Source organism: Shinella agrisoli, from assembly GCF_046557955.1.
Lineage (GTDB): Bacteria > Pseudomonadota > Alphaproteobacteria > Rhizobiales > Rhizobiaceae > Shinella.
This window is the reverse complement of record NZ_JBJIEP010000004.1, coordinates 199,186-219,763: the sequence shown is the minus strand read 5'-3', so window position 1 is coordinate 219,763 and position 20,578 is coordinate 199,186. Positions and strand designations below refer to the sequence as shown.

16 protein-coding genes and 1 riboswitch are annotated in these 20,578 nt (G+C 67.4%); of the genes, 6 read left to right on the top strand and 10 right to left on the bottom strand.

Annotated features, from left to right (window positions below; translation table 11 throughout):
* Positions 1-2: 2 nt before the first annotated feature.
* The 3 genes from ACIIOY_RS05115 to ACIIOY_RS05105 form a co-directional block, all read right to left on the bottom strand.
* On the bottom strand, positions 3-1,433 hold the full coding sequence (locus ACIIOY_RS05115; RefSeq protein WP_411033545.1) for an FAD-binding oxidoreductase: 1,431 nt from the start codon (positions 1,431-1,433) through the stop codon (positions 3-5).
* A gap of 11 nt (positions 1,434-1,444) precedes the next feature.
* Positions 1,445-2,419 carry an L-threonylcarbamoyladenylate synthase gene (locus ACIIOY_RS05110; RefSeq protein ID WP_411033544.1) on the bottom strand — a complete coding sequence of 325 codons (975 nt, stop codon included), beginning with the start codon at positions 2,417-2,419 and terminating at the stop codon, positions 1,445-1,447.
* Positions 2,420-2,573: 154 nt separating this feature from the next.
* Positions 2,574-3,179 (bottom strand): DUF6656 family protein, encoded by a 606-nt coding sequence (locus ACIIOY_RS05105; RefSeq protein WP_411033543.1) that lies wholly within the window; start codon positions 3,177-3,179, stop codon positions 2,574-2,576.
* Positions 3,180-3,476: 297 nt separating this feature from the next.
* A riboswitch (cobalamin riboswitch) is annotated at positions 3,477-3,728 on the top strand.
* Between the two features lie 107 nt (positions 3,729-3,835).
* Between ACIIOY_RS05105 and ACIIOY_RS05100 the strand changes: the two genes are divergently transcribed.
* Both ACIIOY_RS05100 and ACIIOY_RS05095 read left to right on the top strand, forming a co-directional pair.
* On the top strand, positions 3,836-5,080 hold the full coding sequence (locus ACIIOY_RS05100) for an aromatic ring-hydroxylating oxygenase subunit alpha (protein WP_411033542.1): 1,245 nt from the start codon (positions 3,836-3,838) through the stop codon (positions 5,078-5,080).
* Position 5,081: 1 nt separating this feature from the next.
* On the top strand, positions 5,082-6,179 hold the full coding sequence (locus ACIIOY_RS05095; RefSeq protein ID WP_411033541.1) for an FAD-binding oxidoreductase: 1,098 nt from the start codon (positions 5,082-5,084) through the stop codon (positions 6,177-6,179).
* A gap of 104 nt (positions 6,180-6,283) precedes the next feature.
* On the opposite strand, the gene lysS is transcribed toward ACIIOY_RS05095, so the two are convergent.
* From lysS to ACIIOY_RS05065, 6 genes are all read right to left on the bottom strand, one after another.
* Complete coding sequence (gene lysS, locus ACIIOY_RS05090; protein ID WP_411033540.1) at positions 6,284-7,780, bottom strand: lysine--tRNA ligase; 1,497 nt, start codon at positions 7,778-7,780, stop codon at positions 6,284-6,286.
* Positions 7,781-7,957: 177 nt separating this feature from the next.
* The gene (gene gltX / locus ACIIOY_RS05085; RefSeq protein WP_411033539.1) at positions 7,958-9,427 is read right to left on the bottom strand and encodes a glutamate--tRNA ligase; all 1,470 of its coding nucleotides are present in this window, start codon (positions 9,425-9,427) and stop codon (positions 7,958-7,960) included.
* A 172-nt stretch (positions 9,428-9,599) separates the two neighbouring features.
* Positions 9,600-11,372: an SLC13 family permease gene (locus tag ACIIOY_RS05080; RefSeq protein WP_411033538.1), complete on the bottom strand. Its 1,773-nt coding sequence runs from the start codon at positions 11,370-11,372 to the stop codon at positions 9,600-9,602.
* 246 nt (positions 11,373-11,618) lie between these two features.
* Positions 11,619-12,368 carry a TerC family protein gene (locus ACIIOY_RS05075; protein ID WP_411033537.1) on the bottom strand — a complete coding sequence of 250 codons (750 nt, stop codon included), beginning with the start codon at positions 12,366-12,368 and terminating at the stop codon, positions 11,619-11,621.
* A gap of 99 nt (positions 12,369-12,467) precedes the next feature.
* A complete protein-coding gene (locus ACIIOY_RS05070) occupies positions 12,468-13,337 on the bottom strand; it encodes an AraC family transcriptional regulator (protein ID WP_411033536.1) in 870 nt (289 codons plus the stop codon).
* 79 nt (positions 13,338-13,416) lie between these two features.
* The gene (locus ACIIOY_RS05065; protein WP_411033535.1) at positions 13,417-14,076 is read right to left on the bottom strand and encodes a TetR/AcrR family transcriptional regulator; all 660 of its coding nucleotides are present in this window, start codon (positions 14,074-14,076) and stop codon (positions 13,417-13,419) included.
* A gap of 140 nt (positions 14,077-14,216) precedes the next feature.
* Here ACIIOY_RS05065 and ACIIOY_RS05060 point away from each other — a divergent pair, with 140 nt between their 5' ends.
* Both ACIIOY_RS05060 and ACIIOY_RS05055 read left to right on the top strand, forming a co-directional pair.
* The gene (locus ACIIOY_RS05060) at positions 14,217-15,413 is read left to right on the top strand and encodes an HlyD family secretion protein (protein WP_411033534.1); all 1,197 of its coding nucleotides are present in this window, start codon (positions 14,217-14,219) and stop codon (positions 15,411-15,413) included.
* 20 nt (positions 15,414-15,433) lie between these two features.
* Positions 15,434-17,026 carry a DHA2 family efflux MFS transporter permease subunit gene (locus ACIIOY_RS05055; RefSeq protein ID WP_411033533.1) on the top strand — a complete coding sequence of 531 codons (1,593 nt, stop codon included), beginning with the start codon at positions 15,434-15,436 and terminating at the stop codon, positions 17,024-17,026.
* An 11-nt stretch (positions 17,027-17,037) separates the two neighbouring features.
* Here ACIIOY_RS05055 and ACIIOY_RS05050 read toward each other — a convergent pair whose 3' ends face one another.
* Positions 17,038-17,922, bottom strand: a complete 885-nt coding sequence (locus ACIIOY_RS05050) for a PhzF family phenazine biosynthesis protein (protein WP_411033532.1) — start codon at positions 17,920-17,922, stop codon at positions 17,038-17,040.
* A 123-nt stretch (positions 17,923-18,045) separates the two neighbouring features.
* Between ACIIOY_RS05050 and ACIIOY_RS05045 the strand changes: the two genes are divergently transcribed.
* Both ACIIOY_RS05045 and xylB read left to right on the top strand, forming a co-directional pair.
* A complete protein-coding gene (locus ACIIOY_RS05045; protein WP_411033531.1) occupies positions 18,046-19,110 on the top strand; it encodes a LacI family DNA-binding transcriptional regulator in 1,065 nt (354 codons plus the stop codon).
* 10 nt (positions 19,111-19,120) lie between these two features.
* A complete protein-coding gene (xylB, locus tag ACIIOY_RS05040) occupies positions 19,121-20,575 on the top strand; it encodes a xylulokinase (protein WP_411033530.1) in 1,455 nt (484 codons plus the stop codon).
* The last annotated feature ends 3 nt before the right edge of the window (positions 20,576-20,578 follow it).

The window sequence follows — 20,578 nt, the reverse complement described above, 5'->3', positions numbered from 1 at the left end:
CCTCAGGCGCTGACCACCTTGCCGGGGTTCATGATGCCGGCCGGGTCGAAGGCCCGTTTGACCCGCCGCATCAGGTCCATCTCGATCGGCTCGCGCACGGCGGCAAGCTCATCGCGCTTCAGCTGGCCGATGCCGTGCTCGGCGGAAATCGAGCCGCCGTATTTCAGCACGATGCCGTGCACGAGGCGGTTGATCTCCCGCCAGCGGCCAAGGAAGGCCTTCGTGTCCGCGCCCACGGGCTGCGAGATGTTGTAGTGGATGTTGCCGTCGCCCATGTGGCCGAAGGAGCAGATGCGCGCACCGGGGATCGCGGCCGTCACCGCCGCGTCCGCCTCCGCCATGAAATCCGCGATCGCCGAGACCGGCACGGAGACGTCGTGCTTGATCGAGCCGCCCTCCGGCTTCTGCGCCGGCGACATGCTTTCGCGCATGTGCCAGAGCGCCCTGCGCTGCTCTTCGCTGGCCGCGATCACCGCGTTTTCGACGAGCCCCGCCTCGATGCCCTCGGCAAGCAGCGCCTCCATCATGCGCCTTGCCGTCTCGGCCGCGTCCGAGGTCGAGATGTCGGCCAGCACGTACCAGTCGTGCCGGGAGGGCAGGGGATCGCGCACGCCCGGAATGTGGCGCTGGGTGAACTCGACGCCGAGGCGCGGCATCAGCTCGAAGCCGGTCAGCGCGGTGCCGCAGCGGGCCGAGGCGCGTTCGAAGAGGGCGAGGGCGTCCGTCACGGATGCGAGGCCGGCAAAGGCGACCTCGTGGCCGAGGGGGCGGGGGAAGAGCTTCAGCACCGCGCCGGTGATGACGCCGAGCGTGCCCTCCGCGCCGATGAAGAGGTCGCGCAGGTCGTAACCCGTATTGTCCTTCTTGAGCCGGCGCAGGCCGTTCCAGACCTCGCCGGTCGGCAGGACGACCTCGAGGCCGAGGCAGAGCTGGCGCATGTTGCCGTAGGCGAGCACGGCGGTGCCGCCGGCATTGGTGGAAAGGTTGCCGCCGATCTGGCAGGAGCCTTCTGAGCCGAGCGACAGGGGGAAGAGCCGGCCGGCATCCTCGGCCGCCTTCTGGACCTGCGCCAGCACGCAGCCGCCGTCGGCGACGAGGACGTTGCCGACCGGATCGACGTCGCGGATGCGGTTGAGGCGGGAGAGCGACAGCACGACATCCGCCGCCCCCTCGCGCGGCGCGGCCCCGCCGACATGGCCGGTATTGCCGCCCTGCGGCACGATGGCCGTGCGCGTCTCGGTAGCGAGGGCCAGGATTTTGGACACGTCCTCCACCGATTCCGGCCGCAGCACCAGCGGCGAGGTGCCGTGATAGAGCCCGCGGCTCTCGACGAGGTAGGGGGCGATGTCGCTTTGCTCGATGAGGGCATGGGCGGGGCCGGTGATCGCCGCGAAACGGGCGATGAGATCGGGGGGAAGCGTCGCCTGGACCATCTGCATTTCTCCTAGCTGCGGGGGGCGGCGGCGCGCTGCAGCCGGTCGTTGATCGCCTCGCCGAGGCCGGTCGAGGGGATGGGCGAGAAGGCGATGGACCGGGCGCCCGCCGCATCCGCCCGTTTCATGTAGCCGAAGAGATTTGCGGCCGCCTCGGCAAGATCGCCGGAGGGGCTGAGGTCCAGCACGAGCGCCGCCTCCGCCTCGCCGGGCAGCGCCTTGCCGCCGAAGCGGATCAGCACCTCGCCCGGCCGCACGCTCCTGGCGTCGAGCCGGACCGGCGCATCGGGCGCATAGTGCGAGGCGAGCATGCCGGGCGCCTCGATCGCCGCGCCCGCCTTGCCGCTGCGCGTGACCGGGCGGCCGGTGACGCGCTCGACCTCGGCGGCGTCGAGCCCGCCGGGCCTGAGCAGCCGGATCATCCCGTCCTCGACCTTGAGGATGGTCGATTCGAGCCCCACGGTCGCCGGGCCTGCGTCGAGCACCAGTTCCAGCCTGTCGCCGAAATCCTCGGCGACGTGCCGGGCGGTGGTCGGGCTGATGCGGCCGGACGTGTTGGCGCTCGGGGCCGCGAGCGGGCGGCCGAAGGCGCAAAGCAGGCGGCTGGCGAAGCCGGTCGGCACGCGGATGCCGACCGTGTCGAGCCCGGCGCGCGCCAGCGGATGGATGGGGCTTTCCGGGCGGACCGGCAGCACGAGCGTCAGCGGGCCGGGCCAGAAGGCCTCGGCGATCCGTCGCGACAAGGGATCGAAGACCGCGTGCCGTTCCGCCATGGCAAGGTCGGCCATGTGGCAGATCAGCGGATTGAAGCGCGGACGGCCCTTCATTTCGTAGATGCGGGTGATCGCCAGCGGATTGGTGGCATCGGCGGCAAGGCCGTAGACCGTCTCGGTCGGGATGGCGACCGGCACGCCGCGGCCGAGGGCCTCGCAGGCGCGCGCCAGCGCCGCCTGCCCATCCGTCCGTGTGTCCACGATCTGCGCCATGCCGCTTCTTCCGTTGTCCGGCGCCTCCTTTACAGGGCTTTGACGGCAGATGCCAAGAGCGCGCGCCGCTTTGCCTGGATGCGAGCGAGCGGATCAGACCCGCCGAAAGAGCGGCCTGTTGCGGGAGGATGAAAATCCCGCGCCCATGGGCGCGTCAGAGCGCGCGGATGGCCTGGCGCAGGGCCTCGTTGCGCGTGCCGAGCATCAGCACGTTCTTCATGGCGAGCTTCGGGTCGTCCGTGCGGAAGATCACGCCGTTGCCGCGCACCTTGCGGTCGATCTGCAGCCGCCCCTCTTCCTGCGTCGGCGCGATGGCGACGGCGAAATACATGCGCCCGGGCCTCTGCGAGATGCCGGCGAAGAACTGCTCCTCGTCGCCGATCTCGGCGAGGAAGTTGGCCATGTAGAAGGCCCATTGCACGTTCTCGAATTCGGCAAAGCGGGAATTGGCCACCGTGATGTGGCAGTAGCCGAGATGCGGCGTGCGCGCGAGCGTGCGATGGAAGATCAGCTTCGGAAACCGGATGGAATGGTGGAAGCCGTTGATGCGCTCATGGGTGACGCTGCCCGCCCGCTCGAGCTTGCGGCCCGTGCGCTCGGCGACCTCCTGGTCGCTGAGGTAGCGCTTTTCGCTCGGGCTCCAGGTGAGGCTGCGGTCGATCCGCCCGGTGCGCAGGAACTCGGTGTGGACGGCGGATTTGGGCGGGTTCGCGCGCTTGTAGGCGACGGCGTCGTAGTATCGGAATTTCGTCTGCTGCACGCCTTGGCACTCCATCCTCGCGCCCGGATCGAAAAAAGCTTATGGAAACGTCGTTAAGCATTCCTTTCCGTTGCGCTCCCTATTCCCGAGGGCGTGTTTTGTGGTCGCAATATGACAAGAGGGCAATCGTTGGGATCCGCCTGCCGAAAAGGTAGGCGGCCCGCTATAAAGTCGAGCACATCGCATTGAGATGTATGATGAAATTGCTGAGGCCCGGCATAGGCCCCTTCCTGATCGACTGTCGTCAAATCATGAAGTCATGTCGTTTTCCGACATGCCGGCCGCACATTCTTGCGCTTAGATGGACACACTCGAGGTGCCGCCCCAGAGGAGGGGCGGAGAATTGGGAAGCCGGTTGAAATCCGGCGCTGCCCCCGCAACGGTGTTGGAGCAAGGTGCAGCAGGAAGCCACTGGACGGGAGGTCTGGGAAGGCGCTGCATCCGGTCCCGCAAGGCACGGCCCCGAAAAGTCGTCCGGCTTTTTGGACAAGGTCATGACCCGCAAGGACGCTCCTCAGCCCGGAAACCAGCCTGGAGGAACGATCGTGACTGGCTGCGGCGGGCGGCCGGGAAACGTGCAGTCCGTGCGGCTCGCCCGCCCGGAGGCCGTCTCCTTCCGTGCGCCTCATCCCCAACTTGGATACCGAGGATCCGGCATGGACATTCGCAGCGACGTGCTCCGCAAGCTCAAGAACCGGCGCGACGGCTACAGCCTCGAGCAGGCCTTCTACATCGACCCCGACTATTACAGGCTCGACCTCGAGACGATCTGGTACCGCGACTGGCTGTTCATCGGCCATGACTGCGAGATCCCGAAGGCCGGCAACTATTTCACCGTGCAGGTCGGCGATTATCCCGTCGTCGTCACCCGCGACCGCGCGGGCACCATCCGCGCCCTGCACAATTCCTGCCGCCACCGCGGCTCGCGCGTCTGCACGCAGCACAAGGGCACCTCGGCCAAGCTCGTCTGTCCCTACCACCAGTGGACCTACGAGCTCGACGGATCCCTGCTTTTCGCCCGCCACATGGCGGAAGACTTCGACAAGAGCCAGCATGGCCTGAAGAAGATCCATTGCGAGACCGTCGGCGGCTACATCTTCATCTGCCTTGCAGACGAGGCGCCGGACTTCTCCGCCTTCCGCGCCACCGTCGAGCCCTATCTCGCCCGCCACCGCCTCGGCGAGACGAAGGTCGCCTTCGAAAGCACGATCGTCGAGAAGGGCAACTGGAAGCTCGTCTGGGAAAACAACCGCGAATGCTACCACTGCGCGGCAAACCACCCGGAGCTCTGCCGCACCTATCCCGAAGCGCCCACCGCGACCGGCGTGCAGGGCGCAAAGAACGACCCGGTGATCGCCGCGCACTGGGAAAAATGCGAGGCCGCGGGCCTGCCGAGCGAGTTCAGGATCTCGCCGATCGGCCAGTTCCGCGCGGCGCGCATGCCGCTCATCCAGGACGCGGAGAGCTATACGATGTCGGGCGCGCGCGCCGTCGCCCGCCCGCTTTCCAGCGACATCCTGGAAAGCCATATCGGCACCCTGCTGCTCTTCCATTATCCGACGACGTGGAATCACGTGCTCGCCGACCACGCCATCACCTTCCGCGTGCTGCCGCTCGGCCCGGAGCTCACGCAGGTCACCACCAAGTGGCTCGTCAACAAGGATGCGGTGGAGGGCGTCGACTACCGCCTCGACGAGCTCACCCACGTCTGGACCGAGACCAACGACCAGGACCGCCGGATCGTCGAGGAAAACGCCTTCGGCATCCGCTCGCCCGCCTACCAGCCCGGTCCGTATTCGGTCGAGGACGAGGGCGGCGTCATGCAGTTCGTCGAATGGTACGCCAACTTCATGGTCGAGCGGCTCGACGGCGCCAAGCAGCCGCTCTCGCGAGTCGCCTGACATGACGGCCGCCAGCCACTTCCGCCACTTCGACGAGCTCCAGCCGTGGAACGACCGCCAGCATCTCCTGGAATGCGTCGCCGCCACGGTGGAAACGGCGGACGTGATGACGTTCGCCTTCCGCTCGGACGGCGACAACTGGTTCCGGTACCTGCCGGGCCAGTACGTCACGCTGGAACTGCCGGTTCGCGAGGACGAGCCGGTATTCCGCACCTACACGCTGTCCTCGACGCCGTCCCGGCCCTTCTCCGTCGCCGTGACGGTGAAGGCGCAGAAGAATTCGATCGGCACGCGCTGGATGTTCGACAACCTGCGCCCCGGCATGAAGCTCAAGGCGTTCGGCCCGCTCGGCGACTTCTCCTTCGTGCGCTATCCGGGGGAGAAGTACCTGTTCATCTCGGCCGGCTCCGGCATCACGCCGATGGTGTCGATGACGCGCTGGATGGCCGATTGCGCCCCGCAGTCGGATGTCGCCTTCGTCTCCTGCGCCCGCAAGCCGGAGGACCTCCTGTTCAAGGCGGAGCTCGAATGTCTCGCCGCGCAGATGCCGAACCTTTCGCTCGGTTTCGTCGTGGAAAGCCACAATCCGCGCGACGGCTGGCATGGCCTTCGCGGCCGCATCGACGCCGCCCGGCTCACGCTGCTCGCGCCGGATTTCCGCGACCGCACCGTCTTCTGCTGCGGCCCGGAGCCCTTCATGCGCGGCGTGAAGGACATGCTGAAGGTCTGCGGCTTCGCCATGGACCGCTACCACGAGGAAAGCTTCCAGCCGGCGGCGGCGCCCGCGCCGGAGGAGATCGCCGTCCGTGCCGGCCCCGGCGAGGCGGATGCCGACGCCGTCGCCACCGTCACCTTCACCATGGCCGGCAAGGATGCGAAATGCCCGCCCGGACAGACGATCCTGCAGACGGCGCGCGCCGCGGGCGTGCGCATCGGGGCCGCCTGCGAAGGCGGCCTGTGCGGCACCTGCCGGGTGATGAAGGTCTCGGGCGAGGTCGAGATGCACCACAACGGCGGCATCCTCGACGACGAGATCGAGGAAGGCTACATCCTCGCCTGCTGCTCGCGGCCGATCGGGGACGTATCGATCGAGGCGTAAGGCAGGCGGTTCGATCGCCTCGCTTTAACCTCGCAACAAAAAGCCCCCGCACCGGCCGGTGACGGGGGCTTCAATGTGTCCGTCGGCGCCGGCCTCCCCACCGGTCAGTCCGCTTTCGCCCGCCGCGCCGGGAAGAGGATGACGTCGCGGATCGAGGGGGCGTTGGTGAGCAGCATGATCAGGCGGTCGACGCCGATGCCGAGGCCGCCGGCGGGCGGCATGCCCTGGTCGATGGCGTCCAGGAACTCGTCGTCGAGCTGCTTGTCCTTCTCGCCGCGCGCGTGCGCCTGCTCCAGCTGCTCGACCATGCGGGCGCGCTGCTCCTCCGGATCGTTGAGCTCGGAGAAGGCGTTGCCGAGCTCCCAGGTGTTGCAATAGGTCTCGAAGCGCTCGACGAGGCGCGGCTCGCCCGGCACCTCCTTGGCGAAGGGCGAGATGTCCTTCGGGAAATGGGTGACATGCGCCGGCTGGATCAGCGTCGGCTCGACCTTCTCCTCGAAGAGGAAGGCAAGGCACTCGCCCCAGGTCCAGTCCTTCTCCACCTCGAAGCCGGCGGCGCGCGCGGCGGCGCGGGCTTCCTCGTCCGTCCTGATCGCGAGGAAGTCGATGCCGGTCGTCTCCTTCACGGCGTCGGGCATCGGCACGCGGCGGAACGGCCCCTTGAAGGAGATCTGCTTGTCGCCGTAGGCAAACTCGGTCGAGCCGTGGATCTTCATCGCAAGCTCGGCGAAGAGGCGTTCCACGAGGTCCATGATGTCCTCGTAGTCGGCATAGGCCCAGTAGCACTCCATCATGGTGAACTCGGGATTGTGCCTTGTCGACACGCCCTCGTTGCGGAAGTTGCGGTTGATCTCGAACACCTTGTCGGTGAGCCCGGAGACCAGCGTGCGCTTCAGGTAGAGTTCCGGCGCGATGCGCAGGTACATGTCGAGCTTGAGCGTGTTGTGGTGGGTCTTGAAGGGCTCGGCCGTCGCCCCGCCGTAGACGGAGTGCAGCATGGGCGTCTCGACTTCCATGAAGCCGTCGTTCTCCATGAAGCGGCGGATGCCCGAGATGATCTTCGAGCGCTGCTGGAAGCGGAGCTTGGATTCCTCGTTGGTCATGATGTCGAGGTGGCGCTTGCGGTAGCGGATCTCGACGTCCGACACGCCGTGCCATTTCTCCGGCATCGGCAGCAGGGTCTTCGTCAGCATGACGATCTCTCGCGCGTTGATCGTCAGCTCGCCGCGCTTGGTGCGGCGCACGACGCCGGTGACGCCGATGATGTCGCCGAGGTCGATCATCGGCAAGAGCGCGCGGGCTTCCTCCGGCGTCGTGTCCTTGTGCGAGAAGATCTGGATCTTTCCGGAGGCGTCATGGATGTCCATGAACATGCCGGAATTGCGCGAGGAATAGACGCGGCCGGCGACCGTCACCACGTCGCCGCTCTCCGTGTCGGGTGCGAGGTCCTCGTATTTCGCGGCGAGCTCCGCATTGGTCATCGTGCGGTGGAAATGCGCCGGATAGACGTCGCCGACCGTCTGGCGCAGCTGGCCCAGCTTCTGGCGGCGGACTTCCGTCGGGTCGGAGGAAAGGGCGGTTTCGGTCTTCGTGTCGTTCATCTTTCGAACCCTGTTTCGGCTCTCGCCGTGCAATTAATTGCAAAATTCCTGCCGTGGCCACCCCCTTCACCCTGGCCCTCTCCCCGAGGGGAGAGGGGATCGGAGTGTGTTGCAGGCGCCATATTCCCCTTCTCCCCTCGGGGAGAAGGTGCCAGCAGGCGGATTAGGGGGACCCCCTTACTTGCCGCTGCCGGCCATCGAGACCACGACCTGCGCGGCGACCTTGAGGCGCTGGCGCACGACGGAGCGGCCGAGGATCGCCATCGAATCGAAGAGCGGCAGCGAGCGCGAGGAGCCCGAGACGGCGACGAAGAGCGGCGCGACGACCACCTTCAGCTTCTTGGCCAACCGGTCGGCGCTCGAGCGCAGCTCCGCCTCGATGCTCTCGACGGTCCATTCCGGCATCTTTTCGAGGTCCGCCTGCACCTGGTTGAGGATTTCCAGGATCTCTTCCGGCGTCGACTTCACCTTCGCGAAGGACTCCGGCGTCAGCCCGAGGTCGGACTTCAGCAGGAAGCCGGCGAGGTCCGGCAATTCGCCGAGCTTCGAGATGCGCGACTGCGAGAGCTTCAGGCCCTGGCGGATGCGGTCGTTCTCCATCGCCCAGTCGAGGACGCGCTTCATGAAGTCCTCTTCGGAAAGCTGCTCGCGCAGCCAGCGGCCGTTCAGCCAGTCGAGCTTCTGGATGTCGAAGATCGCGCCGGCCTTGGACAGGTTCTCCGGATCGAACTTTTCGGCAAGCTCGTCCATGGTCAGCAGTTCCTCGCCCTCGGATATCTGGATGAAGAACAGGCCGAGGAAGTTCATCAAGGCTTCCGGCAGGTAGCCGAGCGCGGAATAGTAGGAGATCGAGGTCGGGTTCTTGCGTTTCGACAGCTTCGACTTGTCGGCGTTGCGCATCAGCGACAGGTGCATGAAGACCGGTTCCTGCCAGCCGAAATAGCGGTAGAGCAGGATGTGCTTGGGGACCGAGGCGAGCCATTCCTCGCCGCGCGCCACATGGGTGATCTTCATCAGGTGGTCGTCGACGACGTTGGCCATGTGGTAGGTCGGCATGCCGTCGGCCTTGATCAGCACCTGCATGTCGACGCTTTCCCACGGGATTGACACGTCGCCGTAGACCCCGTCATGGAAGTCGCAGGACCCCTCGGTCGGGATCTTCATGCGCACGACATGCGGCTCGCCGGCCGCAACGCGCGCCGTCACCTCCTCGGCGGAGAGGCTGAGGCAGTGGCCGTCATAGCCCGGCGGCTTGCCGGCGGCGCGCTGGGCCTCGCGCATCTTCTCCAGCCGCTCCGGCGTGCAGAAACAGCGGAAGGCATGGCCCTTTTCCAGAAGCTCCTCGGCATAGGGCCAGTACATCGCCTTGCGGTCGGACTGGCGGTAGGGGCCGTAGGGGCCGCCGACATCCGGGCCCTCGGACCATTCGAGGCCACACCATTTCAGCGCGTCGAGCACCTTCTGCTCGAATTCCGGCGTCGAGCGCGTGGCGTCCGTGTCCTCGATGCGCAGGATGAAGGTGCCGTTGTTCTTCTTGGCGAAGAGATAGTTGAAGAGCGCGATATAGGCGGTGCCGACATGCGGCTCGCCGGTCGGGGAGGGTGCGATGCGTACGCGAACGCCGGATGCGGTTCCGGAAGTGCTCATGATATGGCCCGTCTTGACATGGTCTTACGCCCCCGGCCGGGGCTGCCGGCGGCGAGGGCGTCGCTTTTGGGAGGGAGAGCCCGGTTTTGCGCCGGACATGCGGCGGGAAGGGGCTTTCCGTTGGGCTGGGTGAGACCATATTCAGCCCGGCCCGTCAAGGGAAAGTCGCCCGCTACCGCACCGGCCAGACATAGAGCAGCGCCGGCACGCTGACGAGCACGATCAGCAGCGAGAGCGGCAGGCCGACGCGCGGATAGTCGGCGAACCTGTAGCCGCCCGGCCCCATCACCAGCGTGTTGCACTGGTGCCCGACGGGAGTGAGGAAGTCGCAGCCCGCGCCGATCGCCACCGCCATCAGGAAGGCTTCCGGCCTGTAGCCGAGTGCGCCCGCGAAGCTGGCGGCGATCGGCGCCATGACGAGCACGGTTGCGGCATTGTTGAGGAAGGGCGTCACCGCCATCGCCGTGACCAGGATGAGCGCGAGCGCGCCGAAGGGCGGCAGGTGCGCGGCGACGTCGCCGAGCCAGCCGGCGATGAGTTCGCTGGCGCCCGTCGTGCGCAGGCTGTCGGAGACGGGTATGAGGGCGGCGAGCATGACGAGGATCGGGCCGTCGAGCGCCGCATAGGCCTCGCGCAGCGGTACGGCGCGGAAGACCACCATGGCGACGGCGGCGGCGAAGAAGCCGGTCGCGACCGGCACGAGGCCGAGCGCGGTGGAGGCCATGGCGGCGATCAGGATCAAGACGGGGATGATCGCGCGGCGCGGCGCGCCGAGCAGGATCTCGCGCTGGGCAAGCGGAAGCAGGCCGAGTTCCGGCAGGAGCGCCGGCAGCGTGCGGTTGTCGCCCTGGACGACGATCATGTCGCCGGGGCGCAGGCGCACCTCCGAGAGCTTTTCGCGCAGGCGCTGGCCCTGCCGGCTGACGGCTAGCAGGTTTATGCCGTAGGAATGGAAGAGGGCGATGCTGCGCGCGGAAATGTCGATGAGACGGGAATCGTTGCCGACGACCGCCTCGACCGCGCTGATCTCGCCCGCTTCGCCGCGCCCGGCGCGGATCGGCTTGCCGGACAGCGTGAGGCCGGCCGCCGAGACGACCTTGTCGAGCGCGCCTGCCGTGCCCTCCATCAGGATCGTGTCCTTGGCGGCAAGCCGCACGTCCGGCAGCGGCGCGAGGTGGACATGGCCGCGGATGACGGCGGTCGCGATCACCTCGCCGTCCCCGTTGCGCAGCACGTCGTTCAGCGACCTGCCGACGGAGGGCGAGCCTTCCTCCACCGTCGCGTCGGAGGAATAGGCGGCTGCCTCCAGCGATTCCTCGATGCTGGCGCTCCTGTTCGTGCGCTCCGGCACGATGCGGTTGAAGAACAGCATGAAAAGGATGCCGAAGACCGTCAGCGCCGCGCCGACGGGCGTGAAGTCGAACATGGTGAAGCTCTCGCCGGCGATCTCCTGGCGCAGCCGCGAGACGACGATGTTGGGCGAGGTGCCGATCTGGGTCATCAGGCCGCCGAGCAGCGCGGCGAAGGCCATCGGCATCAGGAACTTCGAGGCCGGCGTGCCGGATTTCCTCGCGAACTGGAAGGCGAGCGGCATCATGATGGCGAGCGCGCCGATATTCTTGATGAAGGCCGAGAGCACCGCGACGGAGACGAGCAGCAGCGCAAGCTGGGCGCGCCCGGCGGTGAGGTTCGGGAAGAAGCGCTTGACCGCGATATTGACGATGCCGGACCGCGCGACGGCGGCGCTCACCATCAGCGCGCTGCCGACGATGATGACGATGTCGTCGGAAAAGCCGGAGAAGGCCCTGTCGAAGGGCACGATGCCGAGGCAGAGCGCCAGCAGCAGCGAACAGCAGGCGACGAGGTCGTAGCGGAACCTTCCCCATATGAACGCCGCCATCATCAAGGTGATGACGACGAAGGCGAAGGTCTGGTCAAGGGTCATGCTGTGGTCCGTGCGGCGGGACGATGCCTGGCTTGAATTCCGTCCGGGCCGTTCGGTTCCCGGCAAGCGGGCAAACCGTTCCTGATCTTCCGCGGAAGACGTCATCCGCGCGGAGATTTGCCAAGGGAAGGCTTGCCGTGTCAACCGGAGGCGGCGGAGAACGAGAGCGCGGGGATTTCCGCTCCCCGCGCCTGTCTCCGGCGGCTCTCGGGAAAACCGGCGGGACGAAGGTCCCGCCGGCCTGTTCTAGTGGGCCGCGCCCTTGCCCTTCTGCCGCGCGCGGCGGGAGAACATGTTCAGCACCTCGACGAGCGCCGAGAAGGCCATGGCGGCGTAGATGTAGCCCTTCGGCACGTGGAAGCCCATGCCTTCGGCGATCAGCGTCGTGCCGATCATCAGAAGGAAGGCGAGCGCCAGCATGACGATCGTCGGGTTCTTCTCGATGAAGTTGGCGAGCGGCGTTGCGGCCAGCAGCATGACCGTGACGGCGACGAGGACGGCGACCACCATGATCGGCAGGTGCGGCGTCATGCCGACGGCGGTGATGATGCTGTCGATCGAGAAGACGAGGTCGAGCAGCAGGATCTGGCCGATGGCCGAGGCGAAGGTCGTCGACGCCGTGCCGCCGACCATGTCTTCTTTATGGTCGACCGGGTCCACGTTGTGGTGGATCTCCTTCGTCGCCTTCCAGACGAGGAAGAGGCCGCCGGCGATCAGGATCATGTCCTTCCAGGAGAAGCCGTGACCAAAGGCCTCGAAGACCGGGGTGGTGAGCTGGACGATCCAGGCGACGGTGCCGAGCAGCGCAAGGCGCATGATCAGCGCCAGGCCGATGCCGATGCGGCGGGCCCGCACCCGGTGCTCGGCGGGCAGCTTGTTGGTCAGGATCGAGATGAAGATAAGGTTGTCGATACCGAGAACGACCTCCATCACGATCAGCGTGATGAGCGCGATCCAGGCGGCCGGGTCTTGCATGAGCGCAAGAATGCTGTCCATCCGGTCTTCCTCTCCATGAATACGGGTTGAGAATGGCCTTCCGTATTTATGCAGAATTCAACCGCTGGCAAGCTGGCCGGCCCGCCCGGCATGCGCATTTCACGATTTCGTCATCTCATCGGCGAGCGGCAGCCAGATTTCGATGCGGCCGAGGCCGGTTTCCGGGTCGAAATCCTCGCCGTAGAATTCCAGCATGTCGGGGAAGGCGGCGGCGGTCCGGCCGGAGACCGGCAGCCAGGTGCGGAAGGCCGCGTCCACCGTCGAGGGAATGCCGTTGACATGGCCCTGGTGCAAGAACATCGCCCAGCTCTGCGCCGGCACGGCGATCGTTTCGAGCTCGGCCGGCAGATCGTCGCACTTCGGCGCGCGCACCCCGGCGACGTAGCGGAAGCCGGGTTTTCCCTCAAGCACGGCGCACAGGCCGAAGGCCGTGTTGCCGACCTGGCCGGGGATGTGGCCGAAATAGTCGTTGAACTTCTGCCAGAGCGCCGGGATGCCGGCGGCCTTGCCGGGTGCGAAATCGGCGCCGAGGCCGACGATGGTGAAGGCATCGAGCGTTTCGATGCGGGGCGTGGACAGGCTGCTTTTCTCGAGAGCGGACATGCGGATAGGCTCCTGAAGGGTGAGGCCGGAAAGATCGCGCCGTGCGCGCAGGGTCTCCGGCGTCAGGCCGAATTCCTCGCGGAAGGCGCGGGTGAATGCCTCATGGGAGCCGTAGCCGGCATCGAGTGCGACGGTCAGGATGTTCCCGGCCCCGCCGGCAAGCTGGCGGGCGGCTTCCGAAAGGCGGCGCGCGCGCAGGTAGCGGTTGAGCGTCTGGCCGGTCATCTCGCTGAAGCGCCGGGAGAGGTGGTGGCGCGACATGCCGGCCATGCCGGCGATCTCGGACAGCGCGATTGCGCGGCCGAAATGGCTTTCGATGTACCAGATGGCCTTGGCAACGGGATGCATGGCGTCGGGGCTCCTCATGGACAGCCATCTTATGGCGTCCTTTCCGGCCCGTCACTTGATCGCGGTTGCGCGCATGGCGCAATCCGCGCGCAAATCCTCAAGGTTCTGCGCCGTAAGCGGCAAGGAACATGCGGATCGCCGAGACGACGTTCTTCTCGATGGCGGCCCTGGAAGGCACCTCCTCCATCGCGCCGAAGATGCGCGGCTTGAAGAGGCCGACCGTGGTGAGCTCGATGAACTGCTTGGCGGCCTGGGCGGTGTCGTCGCAGACGATGATGCCGGCGGCGGCCTGCCGGTCGAGATAGTCCTGCAGCACCGAGACGGGATTGATCGGCGTGGCGGAGAAGAAGCGGCTGCAAAGGGTCGGGAGGCGGTGGTTGGCGGCGATCACCATGCGCATGGCGCGGATCGTGTGGTCTGCCGTCATGTGCGTGGCGAAGAGCGTGCCGAACTCGTTCAGCGTCTCGGCAATCGGCTTGCGGCCGTCGAGGGCGTGCCGCACCGTCTCGGTGATCCTCCCGCGCTCGCGCTCGATCATGGAGCCGAACAGGTCTTCCTTGTTCTCGAAATAGACGTAGATCGTGCCCTTAGAGACGCCGGCCGCGCGCGTGATGTCGTTCATGCTGGCGGCCTCGAAGCCCTGCTCCATGAACACGCGCTTCGCCCCGTCGAGGATCTGCTCGCGCTTGGCGGGGTCTTCCCCGGCGGCGCGGCGGCCCGTATGCGGGGCGGCCGGTCTGTCTTCCGTCGTCTGCATTCCTGGTCCGAAACCTAGCGTCAACTATTTCGAACCGAGCGGTTCGATTTCCACTTGATATGCGGGAGAAACAGGATTATGTCAAATCGAACCGAACGGTTCAGTTCGAATTATTCACCCACAGGAATGGTGGCAAGCGTATGTCGACTTCCCATGGCGCCGGCACGGCGAAGGTTCGTCCGGTCAACGACGATTTCGAGGCCGGGACCGCGGAGGCGCAGCCGGCGACCACCGGGGAGGCGGTGCCCGCCGCCGCCCGGCCGGAAGGGAAGAAGGGGCGGCGGCGCCTGACGCTGCCGATCCTGGTGGCCGTGCTCCTGGCCGCCGGCGCCTGGTACGGCCATCAATGGTGGACGCACGGCCGCTTCATGATCTCGACGGACGACGCCTATATCGAGGGCGACATCGCCTCCATCTCCCCGAAGGTCTCCGGCTATGTCGCCGCCGTCAACGTCGTCGCCAACCAGGAGGTCAAGGCCGGCGATCCGCTCGTCACGCTGGAAGACGGCGACTACCGGCTTGCCCGGGAGCAGGCCGAGGCGCAGATCGCCACGCAGAAGCTGGCGCTCGACCGCATCGACGCGCAGATCGAGGGCGCCCGGGCGAGCCTTGCCCAGGCCGAGGCCCAGAAGACGGCCTATCAGGCGGCCCTCAAGGGCGCCGAGGTGGCCGAGAAGCGCGCCAAGGAACTGAACGCCAAGGCTATCGGCACCGCCGCCTCGCTCGACAGCGCCGGCGTTGCGCTCGACCAGGCCAGGGCCAACCTCGTCGGCGCGGACGCCAACATCGTCGCCGCGAAGGCGAACATCACGGTGCTCCAGGCGCAGCGCGCGGAAGCCGAAAGCGGCATCCGCACGCTGGAACTCGCCCGCGACAAGGCGGCGCGCGACCTCGGCTTCACCGTGCTGAAGGCGCCCTATGACGGCGTCGTCGGCAATGTCTCCGTGCAGGTCGGCGACCTCGTCTCGGCCGGCCAGCGCCTTGCCGCGCTCGTTCCGGTCAAGGACCTCTATGTCGAGGCCAACTTCAAGGAAACGCAGATCGCCCATCTCGTGCCCGGCTCCAAGGTGCACCTGCATGTCGACGCCTACGAGGACGACGACATCGTCGGCACCGTGCAGTCGATCGCCCCGGCCTCCGGATCGGTCTTCTCGTTGCTGCCGGCGGAGAACGCCACGGGCAACTTCACCAAGGTCACGCAGCGCGTGCCTGTCCGCATCGCCATCCCCAAGGCAGCGCTCGACGCCGGCAGGCTCCGGGCGGGCCTCAGCGTCGTCGTCGACGTCGACAGCCGCACGGCGCCCGCCGGCACGGCCATGGCCGCGACGGTCGAATAGAAAGCGAAGGAGCGCGGGCCATGGCCGCGACCGCTCAACCGGCAGCAGGCGCCCTGACGGCGGCGCCCGCGCAATCCGACAAGGTCCCCGTCCGCCGCGTCGTCGCGTTCTTCGCGATGGTCTTCGGCATGTTCATGTCGATCCTCGACATCCAGATCGTCTCCGCCTCGCTCGCCGAGATCCAGGCCGGCCTCGGCGCGGGCGCCGACGAGATCGCCTGGGTGCAGACCTCTTATCTCATCGCGGAGGTCATCATGATCCCGCTGTCGGGCACGCTGGCGCGCATCGTCTCCACGCGCGTGCTCTTCGCCTTCTCCGCCGCCGGCTTCACCATGGCGAGCGCGCTCGCCGCGACCGCCACGAACATCGACCAGATGATCGTCTACCGCGCCATCCAGGGTTTCATCGGCGGCGGCATGATCCCCTCGGTCTTCGCCGCCGCCTTCACCATCTTCCCGCCTTCGAAGCGTAGCGTCGTCTCGCCGATGATCGGCCTCGTGGCCACGCTCGCCCCGACGATCGGCCCGACGGTCGGCGGCTATCTCAGCCACGCCTTCTCCTGGCACTGGCTGTTCCTCGTCAACATCATCCCCGGCATCATCGTCACGGTGCTCGCCTGGAACCTCATCGACTTCGACAAGCCGGAACTCGGCCTGATGAAGCGCTTCGACTGGTGGGGCCTCGCCTCGATGGCGGTCTTCCTCGGCTCGCTCGAATACGTGCTGGAAGAGGGCAACAACAAGGACTGGTTCTCCGACGAGCACATCGTGATGGGCACGGTGGCGGTGGGTATCGGCGCCCTCGTCTTCTTCTGGCGGGCCTTGCGGGTGCCGTTCCCGGTGGTGGACCTGCGCGCCTTCGTCGACCGAAACTTCGCCTTCGGCTCGATTTTCTCCTTCACCATGGGCATCGGCCTTTACGGCCTCACCTATCTCTACCCGCTCTATCTCGGCCGCATCCGCGGCTACGATTCGCTGATGATCGGCGAGACCATGTTCGTCTCGGGCCTCGCCATGTTCTGCACGGCGCCGATCGCCGGCATGATGTCCTCGCGGCTCGATCCGCGCGTCATGATGATGATGGGCTTTGCCGGCTTCGCGCTCGGCACCTGGACGATGACGCAGCTGACGGCCGATTGGGATTTCTACGAGCTGCTCGTGCCGCAGATATTGCGCGGCGTCTCCTTGATGATCTGCATGGTGCCGATCAACAACGTGGCGCTCGGGACCCTGCCGCCGGACCGCATCCGCAACGCCTCCGGCCTCTTCAACCTGACGCGCAACCTCGGCGGGGCGGTGGGCCTTGCCGTCATCAACACGATCCTCACCCAGCGCTCGCAGGAGCATTACCTGCGCCTGTCCGAACATGTGCAGTGGGGCAACCATGAGGCCGTCGACCGGATGCGCGACATGGCGTCGAACTTCACCGCCCACGGCCTCGACGGCCCCACCATCGCCGTCAAGCAGATGGCCGGCATGGTGCAGCAGCAGGCCTACATCCTGTCCTTCATCGACATCTTCCTGCTGCTCACCTGCCTCTTCGCCTCGCTCGTCGTCTGCGTGCTGGCGATCCGCAAGCCGCAATCCGGCGTTGGCGGCGGCGGAGGGCACTGAGCCGGGCAGCCCTATACGGTCACGGTTCCGCTCATCACCGGCACGCAGGCGCCGCTGATCCGCGCGACATGCCGCTCGTCGATCCCGATGGAAATCAGGCTCGGCCGCTGCATGTCGATGCCCTGCGCCACCTTGAAGCACCGCGGCGCATCTTTCTCCAGCGCGGCGAGGAGGGCGCAGGTCGCGGCGGTGGCGCTGCCGGTTGCCGGATCCTCCGGCAGGCCATCGAAGGGCGCGAACATCCGGGCGGTGAAATCGACAGCGCCGTCGCCCTCCTGCAGTTCGCGGCAGTAGAGATAGATCGCGTCGGCACCGTCGGCCGGCAGGATGGCGGAAAACGCCGCCATGTCGGGCTTGGCGCGCCGCAGGGCCGCCCGGGTTGCGATTTCGACGACGATGAACGGCAGGCCGACCGAGGCGATGCACGGCTGATGGACGCCAAGCGCGATATCCGCCTCCGAGAGGGAAAGGCACGCGCCAATGCCTGCCGGCGGGAAGCTGCGGCCGGTGGAAAGGGCCTGCGGAGCCGTCAATTGAATCTGGTCGACCCGCCCGTGCTCGCGCAGGATCTTCGCATGCACCAGTCCGGCCGCCTCCTCGAAGACAAGTTCCTCGGCCGGTTCGGCGCCTTCCGCCGTTGCCAGAACATAGGCCGTGCCGACATTGGGGTGCCCGGCAAAGGGCACTTCCACGGCCGGCGTGAAGATGCGCACATGCGCCGTGTGCCGGTCGTCCTCGGGGGATAGGACAAAGGTCGTCTCGGAATAGTTGAACTCGCGGGCGATGGCCTGCATCTGCGCGTCGGTGAGGTGGTCGGCATCCAGCACGACCGCAAGCGGATTGCCGCCGAAGCGGGTCCGCGTGAAGACATCGAGCGTGTGGAAGGGCAGCTTCATCGTCCGTCTCCAAAGGCTTGGTGGTAGCAAGTTCGCCGGGACCGCTCAAGGCGGGGACCCGTTCGCGAATTTTTGATTTACGTACATCAAGAATTGCTCTAAGGGTCTCGCAAGGGAGGAGCGATGAGACCCACGGTTCACGACATTGCCGACAAGGCGGGCGTCAGCCTCGCCACCGTCGACCGGGTGCTCAACGGCCGGCCGGGCGTGCGCGGCGTCACGCGTGCCAGGGTCGAGGCGGCGATCGCCGCGCTCGGCTATGTGCGCGACGTGGCGGCGGCGAACCTTGCCAAGAGCCGCGTCTATCCCCTCGTCTTCATCCTGCCCGAGGGCGACAATCCCTTCATGCGCGGGCTGGAGGCGGAGGTACGCCGCGCCGGCCGGCATTCGGCGGCCGAGCGCACCCGCCTTTCCGTCGTCACGGTGCCGGCCTTCGATGCCGCCGCACTGGCGGCCGCCATCGACGCGGCCATTGCCGAGGCCGTTTCCGGCATCGCCGCCGTCGCGGTCGACGCGCCGGAGGTCTGGGCGGCGATCGGCCGGGCGCGCCAGGCCGGCATTCCCTTCGTCACGCTGGTGTCGGACCTCGAAGGCTCCGGCCGCGACCACTTCGTCGGCGTCGACAACATCGCCGCCGGCCGCACCGCCGGCAGCCTGATGGGCCGCTTCCTCGGCAGCCGGCAGGGGCCTGTCGCGGTGCTGGCCGGCTCGATGCGCGTGCGCGACCACGGCGAGCGCCTCGAAGGCTTCCTCGCCGCCATGTCGGCCATGCCCGCCGCCCGCGCCATCCTGCCCGTCCTGGAGGGGCAGGACGATCCGGACCTCTCCTTCTCTCTGATCGCCGATTGCCTGGCCTCGGTGCCGGACCTTGCTGGCATCTACAGCCTCGGCGCGGGCAACCGCGGCCTCATCGCGGCGCTCGCCGCCCACGGCGGCAGGGACATCTGCGTGATCGCGCACGAGCTGACGGCCGATACCCGCGCAGCGCTCGAAACCGGCATCATCGACGTGGTGCTCAACCAGGATGCCGGCCACGAGGTGCGCAGCGCCATCCGCGTGCTGCGTGCCAAGGCCGACGGCCTGCCGGTGATCGCCGCGCAGGAGCGCATCCGCCTCGACATCTTCATCAAGGACAACCTCCCGGCCGGCCCGGACGAGGACGAACAGCCCGGCAAGGGCGGCAACTAGGGAGACGCGCATGTATCTCGGGATCGACCTCGGCACCTCGGGCGTCAAGGCCATGCTGATCGATGACGGCCAGAGGGTCGTCGGCTCGGCGTCGAGCGGCGACGTCGGGACCGCCCGCCTCCATCCCGGCTGGTCCGAGCAGGATCCGGCCGACTGGATCCGGGCGAGCGAGGAGGCGGTCGCCGGCCTTCGCGCCGCCCATCCCGCCGAGTTTTCCGCCGTGCGCGGCATCGGCCTGTCCGGCCATATGCACGGTGCAACCCTCCTTGATGCGGACGACGCGGTGCTGCGTCCCTGCATCATGTGGAACGACACGCGCAGCCACCGCGAGGCCGCCGCGCTCGACGCCGACCCGCGCTTCCGCAGAATCACCGGCAACATCGTCTTTCCCGGCTTCACCGCGCCGAAGCTCGCCTGGGTGAGGAACAACGAGCCGGATGTCTTCGCCAGGGTCCGCCGGGTGCTGCTGCCGAAGGACTACCTGCGCCTCTGGCTCACCGGCGAGCACCTGTCGGAAATGTCGGATTCGGCCGGCACGTCCTGGCTCGACACCGGCGCGCGCAAATGGTCCGCCGAGCTTCTTGCCGCGACCGGCCTCGAAGAACGCCAGATGCCGGGCCTCGTGGAGGGCACGGAAGCCGCCGGCATCCTGCGGGCGGAACTCGCCGCCCGGTGGGGCCTTGGCGAGGGCGTCGTTGTCGCCGGCGGAGCGGGCGACAATGCGGCCTCGGCCTGCGGCATGGGCACGGTGCGGGAAGGCACGGCCTTCGTTTCGCTCGGCACGTCCGGCGTGCTCTTCGCCGCCAATGCCAGCTACCTGCCGAACCCGGAAAGCGCCGTGCATGCCTTCTGCCACGCGCTGCCCGGCACCTGGCATCAGATGGGCGTCATCCTTTCGGCGACCGATGCGCTCAACTGGCATTCGCGCGTCACCGGCGCCTCGGCCGCCGATCTTGCGGCAGAGCTCGGCGGGACGCTGAAGGCGCCATCCGGCGTCACCTTCCTGCCCTATCTTTCCGGCGAGCGCACACCGCACAACGACGCGGCCATCCGCGGCGCCTTCCTCGGCCTCGGCCACGAAAGCGGGCGCGCGGCGCTGACGCAGGCGGTGCTGGAAGGCGTGTCCTTCGCCATCCGCGACAGCCTGGAGGCGCTGAAATCCGCCGGCACGACGCTCTCGCGCGTCACCGCCATCGGCGGCGGCTCGCGCTCGCGCTACTGGCTAAAGTCGATCGCCACCGCGCTTTCCCTTCCCGTCGACCTGCCGGCGGACGGCGATTTCGGCGCGGCCTTCGGCGCCGCCCGGCTCGGCCTCATCGCCGCGACCGGGGTAAACCCGACGGACGTCCTCACCGCGCCCGCCACCGCCGAAACCGTCGAACCGGAGGCGGCGCTCGCCGCCGCCTACGAGGATGCCTACCAGCGCTACCGCCGCCTCTACCCGGCGATCCGCGCCGCCTACTGATCA